Raw genomic sequence first — 22,832 nt, 5'->3', positions numbered from 1 at the left:
CCCCGGAGCTGGGGGTTACCTGTGAATCGGCTGGTCCTGTTCGACCTCGACGGCACGCTGGTCGACTCCTCGCCCGGCATCTCCGCCTCGGTGCGGGCCGCGGCCGCGGCGCTCGGCCTGCCCGCGCCGACGCCGGCCCAGCTGCGGGCCATGGTGGGCCCGCCGCTGCAGGACGGCTTCGCCCTGGTCCTCGGCGTCCCGCCGGCCGACGTCCCGAGGGCGGTGGCCGCCTACCGGGCGCACTACACGGCGGGGGCGCTGCTGGACGTCACCGTGTACCCCGGCGTCCCCGAGCTGCTGGCCGACCTGCGCGCAGCCGGTGCCACCCTCGCCGTGGCGACCAGCAAGCCCGAGCCGTTCGCCCGCCGGGTGCTCGAGCACACCGGCCTGCTGCCGGCGTTCGCGAGCGTGCACGGGGCCACCCTCGACGGCGCCGTCCGGCACAAGGACCAGGTGGTCGCCGCCGCGCTGGCCGCCCACCCGGGCGGCCGCGACCCGGTGCTGGTCGGCGACCGCGCGCACGACGTGCTGGGCGCCGCGGCACACGGGCTGCCGTGCATCGGCGCCGGCTGGGGCCCGGCCGAGGACGGCGAGCTGGAGCGCGCCGGCGCCGCGGTCGTGGTGGCCACCCCGGCGGGGGTCCGGACGGCGCTGGACCGGAAAATGGGCTGACCGGCCGGCGGTCGTCACGCAGGATGTCCGCCGGCAGTCCGACGAGGTGGGGAGCAGGAACGGTGCAGGCGCTGACCGAACGACAGGTGCGGCGCTCGTTCGCCAACTGCTCCCGCGGGGAGGCCGACGGGCTGACCCTGCCGCCGGGCTTCGCGGAGCTCGACTGGGCGCAGCTGGAGGTGCTGGGCTGGCGGGACCCCAAGGCGCCGCTGCGGGGGTACCTGGTGCTCGAGGTCGACGAGCGGCCGCTCGGTATCGCCGTCCGCGCCGCCGACACCCGCATGTCCAGCCGGACGGCGGCCATGTGCCTGCTGTGCCAGACGGCCCAGCCGGGGGACGCGGTCTCGCTGTTCACCGCTCGGCGGGTGGGCGAGGCCGGGCGCAACGGCAACACCGTCGGCACCTACATCTGCGCGGACCTCGCCTGCTCGCAGCGGGTCCGGACCGACATCCCGCCGTGGCTGCAGGACCGCGACCCGGCCGAGGTGGTCGCCGAGCGGGCGGAGGAGCTGCGCGAGCGCGTGCTCGGGTTCGTCGCCGCCGTCCGCCGCTGACCAGGAGGCCGACCAGTCCTCCGGTCCGGCCCCGTCCAGGGGCCCGCCCCGGCCCTGCGAGGGGTGGGGAGTGCGGGGTCCTCCGTCAGGCGGTGACCGGCTCGCACCGCTCCACGGCGGAGAGCCGGCGCTCGGCCCGGCGCCGGCGCAGCAGGCCGGCCACCGCGGTCAGCGCCAGGACGACGAGCACCGCGCCGTACACCTCGGCGGTGGGCCGCAGCCCCACCTCCCCGGCGGCCAGGCCGGCGACGATCGCCGGCACGCTGAACGCGAGGTAGCCCACGACGTAGACGCTGGAGAGCAGCCCCGCGCGGTCGCCGGGCGCGACGCCGGCGGTGATGGTGCCCATCGCGCCGAGGAACGCCGAGCCGAAGCCGAAGCCCGACAGCACCGAGGCGACGAAGAACAGCAGCAGGGAGCCGGTGCCCAGCGCGGTGATGGCGGTGCTCACGCCGAGGACGAACAGCAGGGCGCCGATCAGCATCGACCGGTGCGGGCGGACCTGCCACATGGTCATCGAGCCGATCGCGCCGGTGCCCTGCATGGCGAGGATGAGCAGGCTGCCGACCAGGTGGTCCTCGACGCCGAAGACGCCGACCGCGAGCGAGGGCCCGAGGGAGAGGTAGAGCCCGCCGAGCGCCCACATGGCCACCAGGCAGGGGAGGGCCACGAGGAAGGCCGGGCGGTGCACGCGGGGCACCCGCACCTGCGGGCGCAGGGAGGCCAGCGCGCCCGGCGTCCGCGGCGAGGTCTCCGGCAGCAGGGCGACCACCGCGGTGGCGACGAGGAAGGCGACGGCGAGCGGGGCGAAGACCCACCGGGTCGGGTGGGGGGCGTACTCGACGAGCACCCCGGCGCTGACCGCGCCGAGGGACAGGCCGATCGTCGGCGACGCGGCGTTGAACATGGCCGCCAGGGGCCGGTCACCGCGCTGGAGGTCCAGCAGCATCGCGCCGAGCGTGCCGGTGAGCGCGCCGACCGACAGGCCCTGCACCACCCGGGCGGCCAGCAGCCAGCCCACGCCGTCCGCCGCGAGGAACAGCACGCTGGCCAGCATCTGCAGCAGCAGCCCGACGGCGATCACCGGACGGCGGCCGACGTGGTCCGACAGCCGCCCCACGACCAGCAGGGCGGCCAGCAGCGCGATCGCGTAGATGCCGAAGACCGTCGTCAGCACGCCGGCGGAGAACCCGAAGCGCTCCTGGTAGACGCGGTACAGCGGCGAGGGCACCCCCGAGGCCGCGAGCACCAGCACCAGCAGGGTCGCGGCGGTCCAGAAGGCGGCTGGCCGGGGCAGGCGGCGGGAGGGCACGCAACTGCGCAAGCCCTCCCGCCGGACCCGCATTCCCGGCGCCCGGTGGTTCGTGCGTCTCAGCTGCGGGTGAACCCCGGCGGCAGGACGACGTCGTCGCGGGTGAGGTCGTGCACCGACGACTTCCCCAGCCCCAGCAGCGCCTCGTCGATGCCCTGCCGGATGATCGACAGCACGTTCTGCACGCCGCGCTCACCGTTGGCGGCCATGCCCCACAGGTAGGCGCGCCCGATCATCACGGCCTTGGCGCCCAGGGCCATCGCCCGGACGACGTCGCCCCCGCGGCGCACGCCGCCGTCCATGAGCACCTCGACCTGCTCACCGACCGCCTCGGCGATGGCCGGCAGCGACCGGATGGCGCCCGGGGTGCCGTCGAGGTTGTTGCCGCCGTGGGTGGACACGGAGATGGCGCTGACGCCGGCGTCGACCGCGCGGCGGGCGTCGTCGACCCGGGTGATCCCCTTGAGCATGAACGGCCCGCCCCACTGCTCCCGCAGCCAGGCGACGTCCTCCCAGGTGGGCAGTGCGGTGCCCATCCACTCCCCGTAGGCGCCGAAGAAGTTCGGCGGCTCCTGCCCGTCGAGGGCGAGGTTCGGGACGCTGAGCTCGGGGATCGAGCCGGTGCGCAGGTACGTGGCCAGCCAGCGCGGCTTGCGCAGCACCTCGGGGGCGAACTTCAGGGCGTTCTTGACGTCGATCTTCTCGGGGATCGGCGGGCTGCCCCAGTCGCGGCGGGAGGCGAAGGACCAGTCCAGGGTCATGATCAGGCCCTTGGCGCCGGCGGCGCGGGCGCGCTCGGCCCGGGCGAGGATCGTCTCCCGGGAGCCGACCCAGTACATCTGGAAGAACAGCTTGTCGGTGGCGGCGCCGACCTCCTCGACCGGCTTGCTGGCGAAGGAGGACAGGCCCATCGCGACGTCCTCCGCCCGGGCGGCCCGGGCGACGGCGACCTCCCCGTCGGGGTGCACCGCCTGCACGCCGGTGGGCGAGATGAGGACGGGCATGGACACCTCCTGGCCCATGACCGTCGTGGCCAGCTCCCGCTTGGCCGACAGGCCGGCGACGTGCGGCCGCCAGGCGATCTCGTCGAAGGCGGCGACGTTGTCGCCCGCCGTCAGCCCCTTCTCGGTGCCGGCGACCAGCGCCATGTACACCGACCGCGGCAGCCGCTTCCTCGCGCGGTGCTGCGCCTCCTCGACGGTCTCGAACCAGTCCTTGGTGCTCGCCATGGGTCCTCCTGCGCTCCGGTCAGCCAGCGGCCGGCGCGCCCGGGGAACCGGTGACGCGCGCCACGTCCGGCGACATGCTGCCAGTCGGTGGCACTGAGTGTCACGCGGTCCTTCTCGCCCGCGGAAGGATCAGCCCTGCGCCGCCGGGTGGGTGCGCGGGCTGTAGACGACGCCCCCGGGGCCGACCCGGGTCTGCGAGGAACCGACCAGCACCAGGCAGCGCATGTCCACCGTCTCCGGGTCGAGCTCGCCGAGGGTGGTGACGGTGACGCGCTCCTCCGGCCCGCCCACGTCGCGGCCCACCACGACGACGGTCCCCGGCGCGCGGGTCTCCAGCAGCACCGCGCGGGCCTCGCCCAGCTGGTGCGGGCGGGCCTTGGACCGGGGGTTGTAGAGCGCGATGACCAGGTCGGCGGCCGCGGCGTGGCGCAGCCGGTCGACGACGACGTCCCACGGCTTGCGGACGTCGGAGAGGCTGAGCACGCAGAAGTCGGCCCCCAGCGGCGCGCCGACCCGCGCGGCCACGGCCTGGGCGGCGGTCAGGCCGGGGAGCACCCGCACCGGCACGCCCGCGAACTCGGGGCGGCCGGCCACCTCCAGGACGGCGGCGGCCATCGCGAACACCCCCGGGTCGCCGCTGGAGACCACCGCGACCCGCCGTCCCCGCTGGGCGAGGGTGAGGGCGTGCGCGGCCCGCTCGGCCTCCACGCGGTTGTCGCTGGGGTACCGCGTCTGCCGGGGGTTGACCGGCACCCGGTCCAGGTAGGGCCCGTACCCCACCAGGTCGTCGGCGGCGGCCAGCGCCTCGGCGGCCTCCGGCGTGGTCCACGACCGCCGGCCCGGGCCGAGACCGACGACCACGACCTCACCGGTGCGCGGCGCGCTCTCGTCGTGCTGCTCGGCCCCGGGCAGCGGGCCGGTCAGCGGGCTGGGCAGCAGCGCCAGGGAGAAGTAGGGGACCGTCGCAGGGTCGACGTCGGCCAGCGGCAGGGTGCGTTCCCGCGCCGTGCTGGCCCGCTCCACGTACAGGGCGCGGTCGAGCACGCCGGCCCGGTCGAACGCCTCCCGCACCTGCGGGAAGGTGCGCCCCAGCTTGAGCACCGCGGCCGAGTCGGTGGTGGCCAGCCACTCGGCGAGCTCGTCGGCCGGCAACGTGCCGGGCAGCACGGTGAGCACCTCGTCGCGCTCCACCAGCGGCCGGCCGACCGCCGCGGCGGCCCCGCTCACGCTGGTCACGCCGGGCACCACCTCGGTCGGGTAGCGGTGCGCCAGCCGCTTGTGCATGTGCATGTAGGAGCCGTAGAAGAACGGGTCCCCCTCGGCCAGGACGACGACGTCGCGACCGGCGTCGAGGTGCGCCGCGAGCCGCGCCGCCGCCGCCTCGTAGAACTCGTCGATCGCGCCCTGGTAGCCCCCGGGGTGGTCGGTGGCCTCGGTGGTCACCGGGTAGACCAGCAGCTCCTCGACCTGGCCCTCCCGCAGGTAGGGAGCGGCGAGGGCGCGGGCCACCGAGCGGCCGTGCTGCGCGGCGTGGAAGGCGACGACGTCGGCGGCGCCGATCAGCCGGGCGGCCTTGACCGTGACCAGCTCCGGGTCACCGGGCCCCAGCCCCACCCCGTACAGCGTCCCGCTCACTCCGTGCGCCCCGCTCCTCGCTCGTCCCTCGCTGCGGTGCTCACGCCCCGGTCCGCTCACTCCGTGTCGCTCGCGATCGCGTTCACGGCGGCCGCGGTGATCGCGCTGCCCCCGCGCCGACCCCGGACGACGAGGTGCTCCAGGTCGCTGGCCGCCAGCGCGTCCTTGGACTCCGCCGCGCCGATGAAACCGACCGGGATGCCCAGGACGGCGGCCGGCCGCGGGGCGCCCGCGGCGACCATCTCCAGCAGGTGGAACAGCGCGGTGGGGGCGTTGCCGATCGCCACGACGGCGCCGTCGAGCCGGTCGCGCCACAGCTCCAGCGCCGCCGCCGTGCGGGTCGTCCCGAGCTCGGCCGCCAGCGCCGGCGTGCGCGGGTCGCCGAGCGTGCAGAGGACCTCGTTGTCCTGCGGCAGCCGGCGGCGGGTGATGCCGGCAGCCACCATCTGCGCGTCGCAGAGCACCGGCGCCCCGGCGTCCAGGGCCTCCCGCGCCCGCGCCACGACCTCGGGGGAGTACGCGAGGTCCGCGACGAGGTCCACCTGCCCGCAGGCGTGGACCATCCGCACCGCCACGCGGGCGACGTCGTCGGGCAGGCCCGAGAGGTCGGCCTCGGCGCGGATCGTGGCGAACGAGCGCCGGTAGATCTCCGCGCCGTCCTTCTCGTACTCGTGCTCGTGCTCGTGCTCGTGCATCAGGCCTTCCCGATCCGGTACCCGGTCCCCGTCGCCACCACGTCGACCACCTCACCGCGCGGGCGGCCGCAGCGGCGTGCACAGCCGGCCCAGTGCTGGCGTGCGCCGTCGGCGGGCAGCGCGCCGGTGGCCACGGCCCGGACGGCGTCGGCCCGGACGTCGGCCAGCGACCGCGCGCAGCCCGGGCGCCCGGCGCAGGCGGTGACCCGCACCCACGGGCTGTCCGCGTCGAGGACGAGCCCGGTTGCGGTCAGCGCCGCGGCCGCCGAGGCGTCGGGCAGGTCGGCGAGGACGACGCTGCGCCACGGGGTGAGCTGGAGCCCGGCGGCGGTGGCGGCCAGCCGGTCGGCCTGGTCGACGGTCAGCCGGCCCAGCGGGACCACGGCGACCAGCGCCGTCCGCCCGTCGTCCTGGCCGACGGCCCCCGCCGGCGGAGGGTGCGGACGGCCCGCTCCGCCCTCCGCGGAGGGTCGTCCGGGTGCGCCGAGGCGGGCGGCCACCCGCGCCGGCCCGTCGTCGAGCTCGGCCAGCCGCCAGGCGGTGCCGCCCTGCGCGGCGCGTTCGTCGAGGAGGGCCCGGACGGCGGCCAGTGCCAGCGCGACGGCGTCCGCGGGGCGGGCGCGCAGGCCGCTGTCGGCCCCGGCGAGGGTCAGGGCGACCTCGTCCGGTGCGAGGGCCAGCAGTCCGACGTCCCCACCGAGGCCGGTGACGTCGCCGCGGCCGTCGTCCAGGGTGGCGAGGAACCGGCCGGGCAGCGCCGCGGTGGCGGGGTCGGCGCACAGCGCGGCGTCCAGTGCGGCCACCCACGGGCGGACGTCGACGTGCCCGCCGGAGCGCCCGGTGAGCACGCTGGCCAGCACGTTGCGCACCCGCTCGTGGGTCGCACTCGGCAGCAGGCCGGCCGCGGCCAGCCGGCTCCCGAGCTCGGCGCCGGCGTCACCGGCCAGCCCGCGCAGCTGCACGTTGCCCCGGCTGGTCAGCTCCAGGGCGCCGTCGCCCAGGTCGCGGGCCGCCCCGGCCAGGACCCGCAGCTGGCCGGCGGTGAGCAGCCCGCCGGGGACCCGCACGCGGGCCAGCGCGCCGTCGGCCGCGGCGTGGGTCTGCAGCGCCCCCGGGCAGGCGTCGGCCCGGAGGCGGGGAGCGGGGGCGGTGGTCATGGCGCTGGCGAGGTTACGGCCCGCCCCCGCTCGGACTCAGCGCAGTCGGCGTCCGCCGGCCTCGTCGAAGGACATCCACACCCGCCGGCGGTCGACCCGCGAGTGCACCCGGGCCATCGCCTCGACCCGGCGCCGCTGGTCCTCGGTGGCCACGTGCTGGACGACGGCCACCTCTGCGTCGCGCATCGCCCGCTCGGCCTCGAACTCCGCGGGGGTGGAGGGCTGTTCGTCGACCAGGTCCACCGCCGGGTGCGGGCGGGCGTAGGGGCTGTCGTCGGGCAGGTGCCCGCCGATGCGGCCGTAGGCCCCGAGCACCAGCAGGAGCAGGCCGACGACGAAGGAGAAGGCGACGTTCTCGAACTCGAAGGCGAGGATGTTGAACGACGTCCGCAGCACCGCCAGGTTGACCAGGCCGGAGAGCAGGAACAGCGCGCCGACGACGATCATCACCGTCGAGGCGGTGCGCGGGCTGCGGGCCGCGGCGAGCAGCAGGACCCCCGCCACGACGACCGAGATCGTCGACAGCAGGCCGTTGGACGACAGGCCGAGGATGCGCTCGCCGTCGGTGGAGAAGAAGTCCAGGCCGCCGGCGAAGCCGAGGACGCCGAAGACCAGGAGGAACAGCGCCACGAGGACGGCGCCGGTGCGTTGGACGGCGAAGACACGGGCGCCGGGGCCCGGGCGGTCCTCGGTGGAGTGGTCCGTGCGGTGCGGGAGGTGCAGTCGCAGTGCCATGGTCGGCTCCGGGAGACGAGGGACGGTGTCCATTCTTCGCCTCCGGTGCGGGTCTGGATGCGGTCGGGAGTCCTCTCGTCCTCCGCCGGCCGGGCCGCCCCGGGAAGCCCGGGGGCGGCCGTGCGGTTGACCCGGGCATGAGCCGTCCGTTCGAGATCGACCTGCACTCCGAGTTCCTCCGCGCCGACCTGTTCCTCTCCATGGGGCAGCCGATCGAGGCCGCGAGGGTCCTGGTGCCCGTCGTCGAGGCGGAGCCGGACAACCAGGCGGCGCTGGAGCTGCTGGCGCGGGCCTACTTCGGCTCGGCGCAGCTCGGCCGCGCCGAGGAGGCGCTGACCCGGCTGGTCGAGTCGGCGCCGGCCAACGGGTGGGCCCGCCGCGCCCTGGCGCGCACGCTCGAGCGGCAGAGCCGCGGTGACGAGGCCGTGCCGCACCACCGGATGGCCGACGCCCTCGGCGCCGACTGACGCGGCGGGCACTGGCCGGGCCCGCCCGGTCCGTGCGACCGTTCCTCCCCGGGGCCGCCACGGGCGCCGCACCCTGCGAGAGGACGCCGACATGACCGGTGTGCGCACCCCCGCCCTCGCCCTCGACGTGTACGGCATCGGCTGGCTGGCCGGCGGGCCGCGCCGGGTCGTCGAGACCGCCGTCGTCGCGCTCGTCGAGAGCGGCCGCCTGCGCGTCGCCCAGCCCGTCGGCGAGCTGCACGTCGTGTCCCACCGCCCCCGCCACCCGGTGGAGGCGGCGGTGCTGGACGCCGCCGGCCGCGGGCGCCGGTCGGTCGACGGGGTGTACTGGCGGGTGGTCTCCGACGGCCGCCTCGCGACCTGCGGCCAGCAGCTGGAGGACGCGGGCCTGCTGGCACCCGGGGCGGGGGACCCCGCCGGCCGCCGGTGGTCGTGGATGCCGGCCCGGACCCGGGCGGGACGCCGCGCGCTGCGGGACGTGCGCCGCGACCTGCCGGCCGGCCTCGTCGCCGGCGGCACCACCGCCGTGCTCGTGGCGCTGTCCGGGCCGGCTGCGGTGCCGGACCGGGAGCTGCGCGCCGTGCTCGTCGACCCACCCCGCCCGGCGCTCCCCCCGGTCCCCGGGAGCGGTGGCGCGCCCTCCACCGGCGTCCGCGGCGGCGGGCTGTACCTCGGCAGTGGCGCCGGCTTCGCGGGCCACGCCGGCGGCTACGGCTACGGCGGCGGTGGTGGTCTCGGCGGCGGTTTCGGCGGCGACTGCGGGGCCGGCGGAGGTGGCGACGGCGGCGGCTGCTGACCGTCGGCGGGGTCGGGCAGGATGCGCCCGTGCGCGAGCTGAGCCTGGCCGACGTCGTCCCCGCGGTGCGGGCCGCGTGGTGCCGCGAGACCTGTGACGACGTGGACGCGGCCGACTGGTCCGAGCAGGACCCGGCCCGCGGCCAGTGCGGGGCGACGGCCCTGACGGTGCAGGACCTCCTGGGCGGGGAGCTGCTGATCGCCGAGGTGCTGCGGCCGGACGGGTCCCGGCAGGGGGTGCACTGGTGGAACCGGCTGCCCGGCGGCGAGGAGGTCGACCTCACCCGCGAGCAGTTCGCGCCGCACGAGGTGGTGCAGGCCCCGCGGGTCGTCGTCCGCCCGCCCGGCCCCCCGCGGCGCTGCGCGGACCAGTACCTGCGGCTGCGGGCGCGGGTCTGCGCCGCGCTGGCGCGCTGAGTCAGCCGACCCGCTCGGCGGCCGCCCGCATCGCCTGCTGCGCGATCGGCGGCGGCGCGGAGAAGTCGTGGGCCCGGAACAGCACCGCGTGCTCGACGCCCAGGGCCGGGCCCTGCAGCGCAGTGATCCCGGGGATCATCACCCGCGGCGGGGGGTGCCCCGGGATGCCCGCCAGGTACTGGCCGTGGGCCTCCAGCGAGGCGACGCCGCGGGCCAGCGGCTCGCCGGTGACGTCGACGCCGTGCGTCGGCCGGGGGTCGCCACCCACCAGCAGCCACCGCACCGGCCAGGGCTCCAGCCCCTCGTCGAGCAGTTCGGGGAAGACCCAGCGGTTGCCGGCGTCCCGCAGCGCGTCCAGCGCCGCGAGGCCGGCCACCCGGTGGTCGGCCTGGTTGAGGCCGGCGACGAACTCGACCTCCCACGACCCCACGAGCAGCGCGTCGGGCCGGTACCCGCGGATGACCCGCGCGATGTCGCGGCGCAGGTCCAGCCCGTACTCCAGGACGCCGTCGGGGTGGTCGAGGAACCGGACGTCGCTGACGCCGACCACGTCCGCCGCCGCGACCTGTTCCGCCGTCCGCAACCGCGCGGTCTCCTCCGGCCGCAGGGCGTCCATGCCGGCCTCGCCCCGGGTGAGGAGCAGGTAGGCGACGTCGACCCCCTGGGCGGTCCAGGCCGCGACCGCCGAGGACGTGCCGTACTCGACGTCGTCGGGGTGGGCGACCACGCAGAGGACGCGCGAGAACGCGTCCGGGGGGAACGGTGCCACCGGGGGCGGACCCATGCGCGGGAGGGTAGGGCCGGCCCGGCCGCCGACGGCCGCTGCACCGCCCGGGAGCGACGGGGGCCGGAGCGTCGCCACCCGCAGGAGCCGGCCGGGTGGACGCCGTCAGCCCCGGGTCGGCTGCAGCAGCGAGCGGGCGCCGCGCTGGAACTCGTGGCCGACGTCCCGCACCTCCGCCGCCACCCCGGCCGCGGCGAGGTCCGCGACCAGCCCGGGCGTCGCGGCGCGGTCGGCGGCGATGTCGCACGCCCCGGGGCGCAGGGCGGGGTCGGCCACGGCGACCGAGCCTGCCCGACGTCCCCGAAGGTGGCCACCCCCACCGGGCGGCGGTACGCCCTCGACCGGCTGCTGCCGTGCCGGGCGACGACGGGCGCCGGTAGCGTCCCCTCCGCATCACGGCAGTGCTGCAGGGAAGCCGGTGCGAGTCCGGCGCGGTCCCGCCACTGTGAGCCCTCCGGGGCGAGCCAGACACCGCGGCTGCCGTGCCCGACGACCCGGGGCGCGGACCCCGAGTGAGGACCTGTCCCGTGTTCACCCTGCTCTCCACCAGCGACACCGACCTGCTCTCCGCCCGCGCCAGCGGCGCCGGCTGGCGGCTGGGCAACCCGGCCCGCCTCGACGCCGACGGGGTCACGGCCCTGGTCGAGGGTGCCGAGCTGGTCGTCGTCCGCCTGCTCGGCGTGCGCCGCCAGTTCGAGGAGCTGCTCGCGCCGCTGCTGGCCGGCCCGGCACCGGTCGTCGTCCTCGGTGGCGAGCTGCTGCCCGACGCCGAGCTGATGGCGCTGTCCACCGTCCCGATGGGCGTGGCCACCGAGGCGCACGGCTACCTGGCGCAGGGTGGGCCAGGCAACCTCGTCCAGCTGCACCGCTTCCTCTCCGACACCGTCCTGCTCACCGGCGAGGGGTTCGAGCCGCCGTCGGTCGCGCCGGACTGGGGCCTGCTGGAGCGGCCGAGCCGGGGGAGTGGCCCCACCGTCGCCGTCCTCTACTACCGGGCGCACCACCTGTCCGGGAACACCGCGTTCGTCGAGTCCCTGTGCACCGCGATCGAGGACGCCGGGGGGCGGGCGCTGCCGGTGTTCACCTCCACCCTGCGCTCGGTGGCGCCGGAGCTGCTGGAGACGCTGCGCGGCGCGGACGCCCTCGTGGTCACCGTGCTCGCCGCGGGCGGCTCGCGCCCGGCGACCGTCTCCGCGGGAGGGGACGACGGCGCGTGGGACGTCGGCGCGCTGGCCACCCTCGACGTGCCGGTGCTCCAGGGCCTGTGCCTGACCTCCGGCCGCGATGACTGGCTGGCCAGCGACGACGGGCTCTCGCCGCTGGACGTCGGCAACCAGGTGGCGATCCCGGAGTTCGACGGGCGGCTGGTCAGCGTGCCGTTCTCGTTCAAGGAGACCGACGCCGACGGGCTCACCACCTACGTCGCCGACCCCGAGCGGGCCGCCCGCGTGGCCGGCACCGCGGTGGCCCACGCGCGGCTGCGGCACGTGGCGCCGGCCGACCGCCGGGTCGTCGTGATGCTGTCGGCCTACCCGACCAAGCACGCCCGGATCGGCAACGCCGTCGGGCTGGACACCCCGGCGTCCGTCGTCCGCCTGCTCGCCGCGCTGGCGGGCGCGGGCTACGACATCGGCCCGTTCGACGGGCCGGCGGCGCTGCCCGGCGTCGCCGACCTGGACGGCGACGCGCTCGTGCACGCGCTGATCGCGGCCGGTGGGCAGGACGCCGACTGGCTGACCGCCGAGCAGCTGTCGGGCAACCCGGTGCGCATCCCCGCGGCGGACTACCGGGCGTACTTCGACACGCTCCCGGCCGACCTGCGCGACGCGATGGTGGCGCACTGGGGTGAGCCGCCGGGTGGGCTGTTCGTGGACCGCGACGAGATCGTCTTCGCCGCGCTCCGGGCGGGCAACGTCGTGGTGATGGTGCAGCCGCCCCGCGGCTTCGGGGAGAACCCGATCGCGATCTACCACGACCCGGACCTGCCGCCGTCCCACCACTACCTGGCCGCCTACTGGTGGCTGCGGTCGGTCTTCGGCGCGCACGCCCTGGTGCACGTCGGCAAGCACGGCAACCTGGAGTGGCTGCCCGGCAAGACCGTAGGGCTCTCGGCCTCCTGCGCGCCGGACGCCGCGATCGGGGACCTGCCGCTGGTCTACCCGTTCCTGGTCAACGACCCCGGCGAGGGCTCGCAGGCCAAGCGGCGGGCGCACGCCACGCTCGTCGACCACATGGTGCCGCCGATGGCCCGCGCGGAGACCTACGGCGACATCGCCCGGCTGGAGCAGCTGCTCGACGAGCACGCCAACGTCGCGGCGATGGACCCGGCGAAGCTGCCCGCCGTCCGGGCGCAGATCTGGACGCTGCTGCAGGCGGCCCGCCTGGACTCCGACCTCGGGCTCACCGAGCGCCCGGAGGACGACCACTTCGACGAGATGATCCTGCACGTCGACGGCTGGCTCTGCGAGATCAAGGACTCCCAGATCCGCGACGGGCTGCACGTCCTCGGCAGCCCGCCGGCCGGCGCCGACCGCGTCGACCTCGTGCTGGCGATGCTGCGGGCCCGGCAGATCTGGGGCGGCACGGTGGCGCTGCCCGGGCTGCGGGAGGCCCTGGGCCTGGCCGAGGGGGCCTCCCGCGCGGAGACCGACGCCGTCGAGGCGCGGGCGCACGCGCTGGTGTCGGGCATGGAGGCCGCCGGCTGGACGGCGTCGGCGGTGCCGTCGGTCGTCGCCTCCGTCCTCGGCGGGCCGTCGGAGCCGGTCGAGGCCGTGCTGCGGTTCGCCGTCGACGAGGTCGTGCCCCGGCTGGAGCGCACCACCGACGAGATGGACGCCGTCCTGCACGCCCTCGGCGGCGGCTACGTGCCCGCCGGGCCCTCCGGCTCGCCGCTGCGCGGGCTGGTCAACGTGCTGCCGACCGGGCGGAACTTCTACTCGGTCGACCCGCGCGCGATCCCCTCGCGGCTGGCCTGGGAGACCGGGCAGGCGATGGCCGAGTCGCTGGTGTCGCGCTACCTGGCCGACACCGGCACGTACCCGCCGTCCGTCGGGCTGTCGGTGTGGGGGACCTCGGCCATGCGCACCTCCGGGGACGACGTCGGGGAGGTGCTCGCGCTGCTCGGCGTCCGCCCGGTGTGGGACGACGCGTCGCGGCGGGTGACCGGGCTGGAGCCGGTGCCGCTGGCGGAGCTGGGCCGGCCGCGGATCGACGTCACGGTGCGGATCTCCGGCTTCTTCCGGGACGCCTTCCCGCACGTGGTGACCATGCTGGACGACGCGGTGACCCTGGTGGCCTCGCTGGACGAGCCCGCGTCCGACAACTTCGTGCGGGCGCACGTGGACGCCGACCTGGCCACGCACGGCGACCGCCGGCGGGCCACCACGCGGGTGTTCGGCTCCAAGCCCGGCGCCTACGGGGCGGGCCTGCTGCCGCTGATCGACTCGCGCGACTGGCGCGGGGACGCGGACCTGGCCGAGGTCTACGCGGTGTGGGGCGGCTACGCCTACGGGCGCGGGCTGGACGGCGTCGCCGCCCGGCCGGACATGGAGTCGGCCTACCGGCGGATCGCGGTGGCGGCCAAGAACGTCGACACCCGCGAGCACGACATCGCCGACTCCGACGACTACTTCCAGTACCACGGCGGGATGGTCGCGACGGTGCGCGCGCTGACCGGCTCGTCGCCGCGCGCCTACATCGGGGACTCCACCCGGCCGGAGTCGGTGCGCACCCGCTCCCTGACCGAGGAGACCGCCCGGGTCTTCCGCGCCCGCGTGGTGAACCCGAAGTGGCTGGCGGCGATGCGCCGGCACGGCTACAAGGGCGCGTTCGAGCTGGCCGCGACCGTCGACTACCTGTTCGGCTACGACGCCACGACCGGCGTGGTCGCCGACTGGATGTACGAGAAGCTCACCCAGACCTACGTGCTGGACCCGGAGAACCGCGAGTTCCTGGAACGGGCCAACCCGTGGGCGCTGCACGGCATCGCGGAACGGCTGCTGGAGGCCGCCGACCGGCAGCTGTGGGCCGCGCCGGACCCGGCGCTGCTGGCCGAGCTGCAGCAGGCCTACCTCGACACCGAGGGTGACCTGGAGGGCGGGGAGACCCCGGCCCAGCAGGGCGCCGGGAGCTGAACCCACGCATCACCGCGGCCGCGCGGGGGTACACCTGGGACATGAGCATCCTCGGACGACTGATGGGCACGGCAGAGAACACTGCGCGCACCGCGGCCCGCGGGGGTCGGGCCACCGGCCGCGGGGCGGCCGGCCGCGGCATGAGCCGCGGGATGGGCCGCGCGACGACCGGTCGCGGCATGGGCCGGACGACGGCACGGACCACCGGCCGGGGCCGGCCGACCACCGCCGCCTCCGGCGGGCTCAGCCGGCTGATGGGCGGTCTGCTGGGCCGGCACTGAGGAAGGGCCCCGTCCTGCTCACCGCTCGCAGGCGCGCGGCGGACCCCCGGACGGGATGGCGCCTCAGGCCAGGGCCGCGGCCACCAGCAGGGTGGCCGCGGCCGCGGTCTCGCCCAGCGCGCCCATGACGTCGCCGGTGACGCCGCCCAGTCGGGCGCGGGCCCGGCGCAGCAGCACCTCGGCCGCGACCAGCCCCACGGCGGCGCTCCCGGCGAGCTGACCGGCCCGGACGAGGTCCCCGCCCGCGGCGGCGACCACCAACGCCGCCGCGGCGAGGACGCACGCCCCCAGCCACCGCCGCGACACCGTGCCCGCGACCGCCCGCCCCAGCGACGAGCCCTCGGCCGTCGGGACGCCGGGCAGCCCGGTCCGGGCCATGGCCAGCCGCGCGGTGACGACCGCCGTCCAGAGGGCCGCCCACCCGGCGTCGCCGGCGAGGAGGGCGGCCGCGCACGCCACCTGCAGCAGGACGGTGAGCAGGAGCGTCACGACCCCGAACGGGCCGACGTCGCCCTGGTGCATCACCTGCAGGGCGCGCTCCCGTCCGCGCAGCGGGCCCAGCCCGTCGGCGGTGTCGGCCAGCCCGTCCAGGTGCAGGCCGCGGGTCAGCGCGGCCAGGACCGCGACCGCGAGGACCGCGCCGGTCAGCGGGGAGACCAACCGGGTGCCGGCGACGGCGACCCCGGTGGCGACACCGCCCAGCAGGAGGCCGACCAGCGGCGCCCACGGGAGGACGCCGCGGGTGCTCGCGGCCGCCGGGGCCGGGACCCGCACCACGGTGAGCAGCGCCAGCGACTCGAACGGCCCCGTCCACCTCATCGCAGCCGCTGGGGCAGCCCGGCCACCACGAACCACACCTCGTCGGCGGTGCCGGCCAGCCGCTGGTTGACCGAGCCGAGGGTGTCGCGGAAGAGCCGGCCCGAGCGGGTCTCGGGCACCACGCCCAGGCCCACCTCGTCGGAGACCGCCACCACGTGCGCCGGTGTCATGGCCCACGCGTTCACCAGCGCGTCACAGCGGGCGGCCAGCCGCTCGGCGGCGCCGGGCTCGTCGGCCCACACCCCGGTCTCGTCCATGAGGGCGGACACCCAGGTGGTGACGCTGTCGACCAGGACCGATCCGCGCCGCAGCAGGTCACTGGGGGCCGTGGTCTCCACCGTCGTCCAGCCGACCGGCCGCCGCGCCCGGTGGGCGGCCACCCGCTGCGCCCACTCGGCGTCGTCCGGGACCGGGGGAGAGGTGGCCAGGTAGGTGACCTCCGCGGCGTCGGCCACCAGCGCCTCGGCGTGGGCGGACTTCCCCGACCGCGCGCCGCCCAGCACCAGCACCCTGCTCACCCGGGCCCCGTCGGCGTGTGCCGCCCGTTCACAGCAGGAGCTCGAGGCGGGTCACCGTGCCGTTGTGGGGGGTGATCGAGGGCAGCGCGTCGGCACCCAGGCCCGCGGCGACGGCCTGGGCGGCCCGGATCGTGTCTCCGTGCGTCACCAGGGCGATGACCTCGGCGGGCGGTTCGGCGGCGAGGTGCTTGAGGAACGCGCCCACCCGCGCGTGCAGCTCGTCGAGGCTCTCCCCGCCCTCGGCGGCCCAGTGGGGGTCGGTCCAGTCGACGACGTCCCACAGCTCGCGGGACGGCCGGCCCTCCAGCACCCCGTAGCCCTGCTCGCGCAGCGCCGGCGTGGTGGTGAACGGCAGGCCGGTGGCGCCGGCGCAGTGCTCGGCGGTCTGGACCGCGCGCTGCAGGTCGCTGGAGACCAGCGCACCGGGCCGCAGGCCGGCCAGCTCCCGGGCCGCTGCGGCGGCCTGGGCGTGCCCGAGCTCGGTGAGTGGCACGTGCGCCGTCTGCCCCTGCATCAGTCCGGCGGCGTTCCACTCGCTCTGCCCGTGACGGACGAGGAGGAGGGTCAGCGGCTGAGCCATGGTGGGAGGCAGCGTAGCCAGGCGTCCGCAGGCCCCTGGACGCTCCCTCGTACCGTCGACCCGGTGGGCGGGCCGGCGGGCCCGTCCATGGCACCGTTGGTCACGGGACCGACGAGCGTTCCCCAGGAGGATCTCGTGACCATCCCCGTCCGCCCCGGCGCGCCCCGGCCCGTCGGCCGACCGTCCGGGCCCGATCCGCTGGCCCCGCTCCTGGAGCTGCCGGGCGTGCGGGAGGCCGCCGACGCCGCCCGGTCGGGCATCGACCGGTTGCTGCGGCACCGGCTCATGCGCAACCGGTCGGCCGAGGTGAGCACCGAGTCGGCGCTGCGCGGCGCCCGGGCCTCGGCCGCCCTCGACGGTGTCGACGTGCCGCTGGCCGACCTGCGGGCCGGGCGGGTGGACGACCCGGTCGTCCAGGGCTCGCTGCGCACCTCGGCAGCCCTCGGGTCGATGCAGGACACCTGGTCGCGTGCTCCCGGACAGGTGCTCGCGCGGCTGCACGTGCTGGCCGCCGCCGACCTCGTCGACCGCGCCGAGCTCGGCCGGCCGGGGGCGCACGCCGGTCCCCGCCTGGGCGGGCTGTTCGCACTGGTCACCGGCCCGTCCACGGTGCCGGCGGTCCTCGTCGCCGCGGTGGTCCACGGGGAGCTGGCCGCCCTGGCTCCCTTCGGGACCGCCGACGGCGTGGTGGCCCGCGCGGCCGCCCGGCTGACCGGCATCACCCGCGGCCTGGACCCCAAGGCGGTGTCGGTGCCGGAGGTCGGCTTCGTCGAGCTCGGCCGCGACGAGTACGCCCAGGCCGTGGCCGGCTACGCCTCGGGGCGGCCCGAGGGCGTGGCGGCGTGGCTGGTGCACTGCTGCCGCGCCACCGAGCACGGGGCCCTGGAGGGCCTCGCGATCGCCGAGAGCATGCTGCGCGGCTGACGCGGGCTGCCCGCTCGGCCGGCCTCGTGCCCGTGACCGGCACCGGTCGTCCACCTGCGCCGTCCCCGGGGGGCGACGAGACTGGCGGTCGTGCGCACCCTCGACGTCGACGGGCTCGGCGCGGTCAGCCGCGTGGGCCTCGGCACCTGGCAGTTCGGCTCGCGCGAGTGGGGGTACGGCGACGCCTACGCCTCCGGGGAGGCCGCGGCGATCGTCCGGCGCGCGCGTGAGCTCGGCATCACGCTGTTCGACACCGCGGAGGTCTACGGCTTCGGCCGCAGCGAGCGGATCCTCGGAGACGCCCTGGGGGCCGATCGGGCCGGCGTCGTCGTCGCGACGAAGGTCTTCCCCGTCGCCCCGTTCCCCCCGGTGGTCCGCAACCGGCTGGCCGGCAGCGCCCGGCGGCTGAGGCTGCACCGGGTGCCGCTGTACCAGGTGCACCAGCCCAACCCGCTGGTTCCCGACTCGGTGATCATGCCCGGCATGCGGGCGCTGCTCGACGCCGGCCGCATCGGTGCCGTCGGCGTCTCCAACTACTCGCTCCAGCGCTGGCAGGCGGCCGACGCCGCGCTGGGCCGCCCCGTGGTCAGCAACCAGGTGCACTTCTCGCTGGCCGCGCCCGGCGCGCTCGAGGACCTCGTCCCGTTCGCCGAACGGGAGAACCGCATGGTGATGGCCTACAGCCCGCTGGCCCAGGGCCTGCTCGGCGGCCGCTACGGCGTGGCGAACCGGCCCGGGGGCGTGCGTGCGGCCAACCCGTTGTTCGGCACGGAGAACCTGCGCCGGGTGGAACCGCTGCTCGGCGTCCTCCGTGAGGTCGCGGCCGCCCACGACGTCACGCCGGCGCAGATCGCGCTGGCGTGGCTGATCGGCCTGCCGCGGGTGGTGGTGATCCCCGGCGCGTCGAGCGTCGCGCAGGTCGAGGCCAACGCCGCCGCCGCGGAGATCAGCCTCCGACCGGACGAGCAGGCGGCGCTCACCGCGGCAGCGCGGGCGTTCTCCCCCGTGTCCGCCGCGCAGACCCTGCTCGAGCGGGTGCGGGAGCGACTGCCCCTCTGATCCCCCGGGGTCCGCCGTCAGGCGCCCCGACGGCGCCGGCGGCCGGACAGGGGAGCGGGCGCCGACGGACGGGCGGTGACCTCGCGCAGGGACCGACGCCGGGCGTACCAGGCCAGCCCGACCACCGCGGCGCCGACGCCCATGGCCGCCCCGGTCACCACCGGCGTCGTGGGCACCGGGAAGCGCGACCGCATGGACACCGGGCGGCTGAACTCCAGCACGGGCCAGCCGCGCTCGGCCGCCGCCTTGCGCAGGGCGCGGTCGGGGTTCACCGCGGTGGGGTGCCCGACCTCCGACAGCATCGGCAGGTCGGTGACCGAGTCGCTGTAGGCGTAGCAGTCGGCCAGGTCGTAGCCGTTCTCCGCGGCGACCTGGCGGACGGCGACGGCCTTGTTCTCGCCGTAGGCGTAGAACTCGATCTCGCCGGTGTAGCGGCCCTCGACGGTGACCATCCGGGTGGCCACCACCCGGTCGGCTCCCAGCATCTGCCCGATCGGCTCCACCATCTCCGCACCGCTGCTCGAGACGATGACGATCTCCCGGCCGGCGGCCCGGTGCTCCTCGATCAGGTCGGCGGCCTCGGCGTAGACCAGCGGGTCGACGATCTCGTGGATGGTCTCCCGGACGATCTCGTGAACCGTGGCGACGTCCCAGCCGGTGCACATCTGGGTGATCTGCGCCCGCATGCGCTCCATCTGCTGCGCGTCGGCGCCGGAGAGGGAGAAGACGAACTGGGCGTAGGCGCCCTTGAGCACCGCCCGGCGGTTGATCAGCCCGCCCTGGAAGAACGGACGGCCGAACGCCAGGGTGCTGGACTTGGCGATGACCGTCTTGTCCAGGTCGAAGAACGCCGCTGCGCGGGTCACGGTTCACGACTGTAAGTGGACCTGCCGACCGTGACGGGGATCGCGCGCCGTCCACACCCCTTCGGGTCATCCACAGATCCCAGGCACACCTCCCGCACCCCGTACCTCTTCCACTGGGCTCGGCGGCGTGCCTGCCCTCCGCGCCGCGCCCGCCCGCCCCCTCGTCGTGAGCAGCGACGAGACCCTCCTCGACGACCTGCTCCGGCTGCTGGCCGCGGCCGGCGCCGAGCCGGAGGTCGCCACCGGCGGCCCGGCGCTGCGGCGGGCCCACCGGGAGGCGCCGCTGGTCGTCCTCGGCGCCGACGTGCTCGCGACGGGGCCGGTGCGCGGTCTGCCGCGCCGCCCCGGCGTCGTCGTCGTGGCCCCCGGCGAGCCGCCGGCCGCCGCGTGGGCGGCAGCGGTGGAGCTCGGCGCCGAGCGGGTGGCGGTGCTGCCCGCCGACGAGAGCTGGCTGCTGTCCCGGATGGCGTCGGCCCTGCGCCGGCCGGTCGAGCGTGGGTCCCTGGTGGCGGTCGGCGGCAGCTGCGGCGGCGCGGGGGTGAGCACGGTCGCTGCCGCACTCGCCCTCACCGCGGTGGGCGACGCCGACGGCGCGCTGCTGGTCGACGCCGACGGCTGGGGCGGCGGGGTGGACCTCCTGCTCGGGGCCGAGCGGGCCGAGGGGCTGCGCTGGCCGGAGCTCGTCGGGCTGCGGGGCCGGGTCGCCGGTGACGCCCTCATGGCGGCCCTCCCCGAGGTCGCGGGCGTCTCGGTGCTCGCGGCCTCGCGCCAGTCGCCCGGTGAGGTCCCGGCCGAGGCGCTCGCGGCAGTCGTGGAGGCCGCCCGTGCCGGGGGCTGGCCGGTGGTCGTCGACCTCGCCCGCGGCGCGGGCCCGGAGGTGGCCGAGTCGCTGCTGGCCGAGGCCGACCTCGCGGTGCTGGTCGTGCCGGCCCGGCTCCGGGCGGCCTCGGCGGCGCGCCTGCTGGTCGAGCACGGTCCCGGCGGGCGCCCGTCCCCCTGGTCGGCGGCTCGCCCCGTGGTGCGCCGGGTGACCGGCGGCCTGTCGACGCGGGAGGTCGCCGACGTCGTGGGTCGCCCGGTGCTGGCCGAGCTCGGTCCCGACCGCAGCGCGGTGCCCCGCGGGGAACGGGGGCAGCCGCCCCTGGTGACCGCGCGCTCGCCGCTGGGCGTCTTCGCCCGCCGGGTGCTGGTCGAGCTGCCGCGGCCGGCGGGGGTGGCGGCGTGAGCGGGGGAGCGCTGGTCGACCGGGTGCGGGCCCGTCTCGCGCTGGAACCGGACGCCCCGACGCGCGCGACGGTCGCCGCGCTGGTGCGGGAGGAGTCCGGTGGCCTGCTCGGCGACGACGACGTGCTGCGCGCGGTCCGCGAGGCGGTGGACGAGCTCGCCGGGGCGGGGCCGCTCGAGCCCCTCCTCCGCTCGCCCGGGGTCACCGACGTGCTGGTCAACGGCCCCGACGAGGTGTGGGTGGACCGTGGCGGCGGGCTCGAGCGGTCCGGCGTGCGGTTCCCCGACGAGGACGCCGTCCGCCGGCTGGCGGTGCGGCTCGCCGCCGCCGCGGGCCGCCGCCTGGACGACGCCGCCCCGTGGGTGGACGTCGGCCTGCCCGACGGCACCCGGCTGCACGCCGTGCTGCCACCGGTGTCCGGCAGCGGCACCTGCCTGTCGCTGCGGGTGCTGCGCCGGGCCTCGCTGACCTTCGACGACCTGGCCGCCCGCGGCACGTTCCCCGGCCGGTCCGCCGGCCTGCTGGGCGCGCTGGTCACCCGGCGCCTGGCCTTCCTCGTCACCGGGGGCACCGGCTCGGGGAAGACCACCCTGCTGTCGGGGCTGCTCGGCCTCGTCCCCTCCGGCGAGCGGCTGGTGCTCTGCGAGGACGCCCCCGAGCTGCGGCCGGCCCATCCGCACGTCGTCCGGCTGGCGACCCGGCCGCCGAACGTCGAGGCGGTCGGCGAGGTCACCCTGCGCGACCTCGTCCGGCAGGCGCTCCGGATGCGCCCGGACCGACTGGTCGTCGGGGAGGTGCGCGGTGCCGAGGTCACCGACCTGCTGGCCGCCCTCAACACCGGTCACGAGGGGAGCTCGGGCACCCTGCACGCGAACCGCCCGGCCGAGGTGCCGGCCCGGCTGGAGGCGCTCGGCGTCGCCGCAGGCCTCGACCGGCTGGCGGTGCACAGCCAGACCGCCGCCGCCCTCGCCGCGGTCGTGCACCTGCGCCGGTCGCCGTCCGGGCGGCACGTGGCGGAGATCGGCGTGGTGCGCCGCGCCGGCGATCTCGTCGTCGTCGAGGCCGGCTGGCGGGCCGACGGCGGGCCGTGCCCCGGCGCTGCCCGGCTGGAGGAACTCCTCGGGCCGGCCGGCGGGGTCCCACGGTGACCGGCACGCTGCTCCTGCTCGGCGCCGCCCTGCTGCTGTGGCCGGCGAGCGCCGCGGGCCGGCGGGCGAGGTGGGTGGCATCGACCGGTCCCCGGGTGCGCCTGCTGACCACGGTGACGTCGCTGCCCCGACCGGCCCTGTGGGGCGCCGCAGCCGCGGCCGGCGCGGCCCTGCTGAGCACCCCGTTGGTCGCCGTCCTGGCCGGGGCGGTGGCGACGCTCGCCGCCCGAGCCGCCGACCGCCGCCGCACGGGGGCCCGGGAGGAGCTGCGGCTGGCCGCGCTGGCCGAGGCGCTGGCCGCCCTGGCGGCCGAACTGCGCAGCGGGCGGTCCCTGACGGAGGCCACCGCCGCGGCTGGTGACGCCTGCGCGGACGAGGAGAGCGGTCGGGCGCTGGCGCGGGCAGTGGTGGGGGCGGAGGGCGCCGGCTCCTCTGCCGGGGTGCCGGCCGGCCCGGAGGTCGAGGACGCGTTGCAGCGCGTGTCGGCTGCCGCGGGCCTGAGCCGGCGCACGGGGTGCTCGCTGGCGGCGGTGCTCGGCGCGGTCGAGGACGACCTGCGCGGCCGCTCCCGTCAGCGGCGGGATCTCCGGTCGGCCACCGCCGGGCCCCGGGCCAGCGCCGCCCTGCTGGCCGGGCTCCCCCTGCTCGCCCTGGCCATGGGCAGCGGCATCGGCGCCGACCCGTGGCGGGTGCTCACCACCACCGCCAGCGGGCAGGTGCTGCTCGTCCTGGGCGTGTCGCTGGAGGGCGCCGGGGTGGCGTGGTCGGCCCGACTGGTGCGGCGGGCGGTCCGGTGACGGCGCTCGTCGTGGGGCTGCTGGCGGCCG

At 77.2% G+C, this 22,832-nt stretch carries 24 protein-coding genes and 1 riboswitch; of the genes, 12 read left to right on the top strand and 12 right to left on the bottom strand.

Annotated elements, in window-relative coordinates:
• Nucleotides 1–21: 21 nt before the first annotated feature.
• Nucleotides 22–672 (top strand): HAD hydrolase-like protein, encoded by a 651-nt coding sequence (locus tag ACI79E_RS01835; protein WP_456930838.1) that lies wholly within the window; start codon nucleotides 22–24, stop codon nucleotides 670–672.
• A gap of 62 nt (nucleotides 673–734) precedes the next feature.
• Nucleotides 735–1,226 carry an FBP domain-containing protein gene (locus ACI79E_RS01830; RefSeq protein WP_456930837.1) on the top strand — a complete coding sequence of 164 codons (492 nt, stop codon included), beginning with the start codon at nucleotides 735–737 and terminating at the stop codon, nucleotides 1,224–1,226.
• 85 nt (nucleotides 1,227–1,311) lie between these two features.
• Here ACI79E_RS01830 and ACI79E_RS01825 read toward each other — a convergent pair whose 3' ends face one another.
• The 6 genes from ACI79E_RS01825 to ACI79E_RS01800 form a co-directional block, all read right to left on the bottom strand.
• Nucleotides 1,312–2,538, bottom strand: a complete 1,227-nt coding sequence (locus ACI79E_RS01825) for an MFS transporter (protein WP_456930836.1) — start codon at nucleotides 2,536–2,538, stop codon at nucleotides 1,312–1,314.
• A gap of 59 nt (nucleotides 2,539–2,597) precedes the next feature.
• Nucleotides 2,598–3,767 carry a pre-mycofactocin synthase MftD gene (mftD, locus tag ACI79E_RS01820; RefSeq protein ID WP_456930835.1) on the bottom strand — a complete coding sequence of 390 codons (1,170 nt, stop codon included), beginning with the start codon at nucleotides 3,765–3,767 and terminating at the stop codon, nucleotides 2,598–2,600.
• Between the two features lie 129 nt (nucleotides 3,768–3,896).
• Nucleotides 3,897–5,402 (bottom strand): precorrin-2 C(20)-methyltransferase, encoded by a 1,506-nt coding sequence (locus ACI79E_RS01815; RefSeq protein ID WP_456930834.1) that lies wholly within the window; start codon nucleotides 5,400–5,402, stop codon nucleotides 3,897–3,899.
• A gap of 56 nt (nucleotides 5,403–5,458) precedes the next feature.
• Nucleotides 5,459–6,097, bottom strand: a complete 639-nt coding sequence (locus ACI79E_RS01810; RefSeq protein ID WP_456930833.1) for a precorrin-8X methylmutase — start codon at nucleotides 6,095–6,097, stop codon at nucleotides 5,459–5,461.
• The gene (locus tag ACI79E_RS01805; RefSeq protein WP_456930832.1) at nucleotides 6,097–7,254 is read right to left on the bottom strand and encodes a precorrin-3B synthase; all 1,158 of its coding nucleotides are present in this window, start codon (nucleotides 7,252–7,254) and stop codon (nucleotides 6,097–6,099) included. Before ACI79E_RS01805 ends, ACI79E_RS01810 begins: the two co-directional genes overlap by 1 nt.
• Nucleotides 7,255–7,290: 36 nt before the next feature.
• Nucleotides 7,291–7,989 carry a DUF4383 domain-containing protein gene (locus tag ACI79E_RS01800; protein ID WP_456930831.1) on the bottom strand — a complete coding sequence of 233 codons (699 nt, stop codon included), beginning with the start codon at nucleotides 7,987–7,989 and terminating at the stop codon, nucleotides 7,291–7,293.
• 137 nt (nucleotides 7,990–8,126) lie between these two features.
• On the opposite strand from ACI79E_RS01800, the gene ACI79E_RS01795 reads away from it, so the two are divergent.
• From ACI79E_RS01795 to ACI79E_RS01785, 3 genes are read left to right on the top strand one after another with little or no spacing between them, the layout of a single operon-like run.
• Nucleotides 8,127–8,456 carry a tetratricopeptide repeat protein gene (locus ACI79E_RS01795; protein WP_456930830.1) on the top strand — a complete coding sequence of 110 codons (330 nt, stop codon included), beginning with the start codon at nucleotides 8,127–8,129 and terminating at the stop codon, nucleotides 8,454–8,456.
• Complete coding sequence (locus ACI79E_RS01790) at nucleotides 8,404–9,252, top strand: TIGR04222 domain-containing membrane protein (RefSeq protein WP_456930829.1); 849 nt, start codon at nucleotides 8,404–8,406, stop codon at nucleotides 9,250–9,252. Before ACI79E_RS01795 ends, ACI79E_RS01790 begins: the two co-directional genes overlap by 53 nt.
• A gap of 29 nt (nucleotides 9,253–9,281) precedes the next feature.
• Nucleotides 9,282–9,668: a YunG family protein gene (locus ACI79E_RS01785; protein WP_456930828.1), complete on the top strand. Its 387-nt coding sequence runs from the start codon at nucleotides 9,282–9,284 to the stop codon at nucleotides 9,666–9,668.
• 1 nt (nucleotide 9,669) lies between these two features.
• Here the strand turns inward: ACI79E_RS01785 and ACI79E_RS01780 are convergent, their stop codons facing one another.
• The gene (locus tag ACI79E_RS01780) at nucleotides 9,670–10,452 is read right to left on the bottom strand and encodes a PIG-L deacetylase family protein (RefSeq protein WP_456930827.1); all 783 of its coding nucleotides are present in this window, start codon (nucleotides 10,450–10,452) and stop codon (nucleotides 9,670–9,672) included.
• Nucleotides 10,453–10,557: 105 nt separating this feature from the next.
• On the bottom strand, nucleotides 10,558–10,728 hold the full coding sequence (locus tag ACI79E_RS01775) for a hypothetical protein (protein WP_456930826.1): 171 nt from the start codon (nucleotides 10,726–10,728) through the stop codon (nucleotides 10,558–10,560).
• A 133-nt stretch (nucleotides 10,729–10,861) separates the two neighbouring features.
• A riboswitch (cobalamin riboswitch) is annotated at nucleotides 10,862–10,925 on the top strand.
• A gap of 54 nt (nucleotides 10,926–10,979) precedes the next feature.
• Here ACI79E_RS01775 and cobN point away from each other — a divergent pair.
• Both cobN and ACI79E_RS01765 read left to right on the top strand, forming a co-directional pair.
• Nucleotides 10,980–14,585 carry a cobaltochelatase subunit CobN gene (cobN, locus tag ACI79E_RS01770; RefSeq protein WP_456930825.1) on the top strand — a complete coding sequence of 1,202 codons (3,606 nt, stop codon included), beginning with the start codon at nucleotides 10,980–10,982 and terminating at the stop codon, nucleotides 14,583–14,585.
• Nucleotides 14,586–14,626: 41 nt separating this feature from the next.
• Nucleotides 14,627–14,866 (top strand): hypothetical protein, encoded by a 240-nt coding sequence (locus ACI79E_RS01765; RefSeq protein ID WP_456930824.1) that lies wholly within the window; start codon nucleotides 14,627–14,629, stop codon nucleotides 14,864–14,866.
• A 63-nt stretch (nucleotides 14,867–14,929) separates the two neighbouring features.
• Here ACI79E_RS01765 and ACI79E_RS01760 read toward each other — a convergent pair whose 3' ends face one another.
• Genes ACI79E_RS01760 through ACI79E_RS01750 form a run of 3 tightly spaced genes read right to left on the bottom strand, consistent with a single transcriptional unit; the run spans nucleotide 14,930 to nucleotide 16,783 of the window.
• Nucleotides 14,930–15,685 carry an adenosylcobinamide-GDP ribazoletransferase gene (locus ACI79E_RS01760; RefSeq protein ID WP_456930823.1) on the bottom strand — a complete coding sequence of 252 codons (756 nt, stop codon included), beginning with the start codon at nucleotides 15,683–15,685 and terminating at the stop codon, nucleotides 14,930–14,932.
• Nucleotides 15,682–16,203, bottom strand: coding sequence for a bifunctional adenosylcobinamide kinase/adenosylcobinamide-phosphate guanylyltransferase (gene cobU, locus ACI79E_RS01755; RefSeq protein ID WP_456930822.1), 522 nt, complete (start codon nucleotides 16,201–16,203; stop codon nucleotides 15,682–15,684). The genes ACI79E_RS01760 and cobU overlap by 4 nt, the downstream gene beginning before the upstream one ends.
• Before the next feature lie 28 nt (nucleotides 16,204–16,231).
• Complete coding sequence (locus ACI79E_RS01750) at nucleotides 16,232–16,783, bottom strand: histidine phosphatase family protein (RefSeq protein WP_456930821.1); 552 nt, start codon at nucleotides 16,781–16,783, stop codon at nucleotides 16,232–16,234.
• A gap of 135 nt (nucleotides 16,784–16,918) precedes the next feature.
• Here ACI79E_RS01750 and ACI79E_RS01745 point away from each other — a divergent pair, with 135 nt between their 5' ends.
• Nucleotides 16,919–17,707, top strand: coding sequence for an oxidoreductase (locus tag ACI79E_RS01745; RefSeq protein WP_456930820.1), 789 nt, complete (start codon nucleotides 16,919–16,921; stop codon nucleotides 17,705–17,707).
• A gap of 90 nt (nucleotides 17,708–17,797) precedes the next feature.
• On the top strand, nucleotides 17,798–18,766 hold the full coding sequence (locus ACI79E_RS01740) for an aldo/keto reductase (protein ID WP_456930819.1): 969 nt from the start codon (nucleotides 17,798–17,800) through the stop codon (nucleotides 18,764–18,766).
• 17 nt (nucleotides 18,767–18,783) lie between these two features.
• On the opposite strand, the gene ACI79E_RS01735 is transcribed toward ACI79E_RS01740, so the two are convergent.
• Entirely contained in the window at nucleotides 18,784–19,632 is an 849-nt protein-coding gene (locus ACI79E_RS01735; RefSeq protein WP_456930818.1) for an HAD family hydrolase, read from the bottom strand.
• Nucleotides 19,633–19,759: 127 nt separating this feature from the next.
• Here ACI79E_RS01735 and ssd point away from each other — a divergent pair, with 127 nt between their 5' ends.
• The 3 genes from ssd to ACI79E_RS01720 are packed head-to-tail and all read left to right on the top strand — an operon-like array spanning nucleotide 19,760 to nucleotide 22,802.
• Nucleotides 19,760–20,857 (top strand): septum site-determining protein Ssd, encoded by a 1,098-nt coding sequence (ssd, locus tag ACI79E_RS01730; RefSeq protein WP_456930817.1) that lies wholly within the window; start codon nucleotides 19,760–19,762, stop codon nucleotides 20,855–20,857.
• Nucleotides 20,854–22,005: a TadA family conjugal transfer-associated ATPase gene (locus tag ACI79E_RS01725; RefSeq protein WP_456930816.1), complete on the top strand. Its 1,152-nt coding sequence runs from the start codon at nucleotides 20,854–20,856 to the stop codon at nucleotides 22,003–22,005. The genes ssd and ACI79E_RS01725 overlap by 4 nt, the downstream gene beginning before the upstream one ends.
• Nucleotides 22,002–22,802 (top strand): type II secretion system F family protein, encoded by an 801-nt coding sequence (locus ACI79E_RS01720; protein WP_456930815.1) that lies wholly within the window; start codon nucleotides 22,002–22,004, stop codon nucleotides 22,800–22,802. Before ACI79E_RS01725 ends, ACI79E_RS01720 begins: the two co-directional genes overlap by 4 nt.
• Nucleotides 22,803–22,832: the final 30 nt, after the last annotated feature.

It is taken from the genome of Geodermatophilus sp. SYSU D00079, assembly GCF_054050635.1.
Note: the sequence above shows the minus strand (reverse complement) of the source record. Positions and strands in the feature narration are given on the sequence as shown.

Bases quoted from the DNA above. Each gene is read 5' to 3' on its own strand.
- ACI79E_RS01780 (WP_456930827.1), bottom strand. From the start codon at position 10,452: ATGGGTCCGCCCCCGGTGGCACCGTTCCCCCCGGACGCGTTCTCGCGC.
- ACI79E_RS01810 (WP_456930833.1), bottom strand. From the start codon at position 6,097: ATGCACGAGCACGAGCACGAGCACGAGTACGAGAAGGACGGCGCGGAG.
- ACI79E_RS01805 (WP_456930832.1), bottom strand. From the start codon at position 7,254: ATGACCACCGCCCCCGCTCCCCGCCTCCGGGCCGACGCCTGCCCGGGG.
- ACI79E_RS01750 (WP_456930821.1), bottom strand. From the start codon at position 16,783: ATGGCTCAGCCGCTGACCCTCCTCCTCGTCCGTCACGGGCAGAGCGAG.
- mftD (WP_456930835.1), bottom strand. From the start codon at position 3,767: ATGGCGAGCACCAAGGACTGGTTCGAGACCGTCGAGGAGGCGCAGCAC.
- ACI79E_RS01800 (WP_456930831.1), bottom strand. From the start codon at position 7,989: ATGGCACTGCGACTGCACCTCCCGCACCGCACGGACCACTCCACCGAG.
- ACI79E_RS01765 (WP_456930824.1), top strand. From the start codon at position 14,627: ATGAGCATCCTCGGACGACTGATGGGCACGGCAGAGAACACTGCGCGC.
- ACI79E_RS01760 (WP_456930823.1), bottom strand. From the start codon at position 15,685: ATGAGGTGGACGGGGCCGTTCGAGTCGCTGGCGCTGCTCACCGTGGTG.
- ACI79E_RS01795 (WP_456930830.1), top strand. From the start codon at position 8,127: ATGAGCCGTCCGTTCGAGATCGACCTGCACTCCGAGTTCCTCCGCGCC.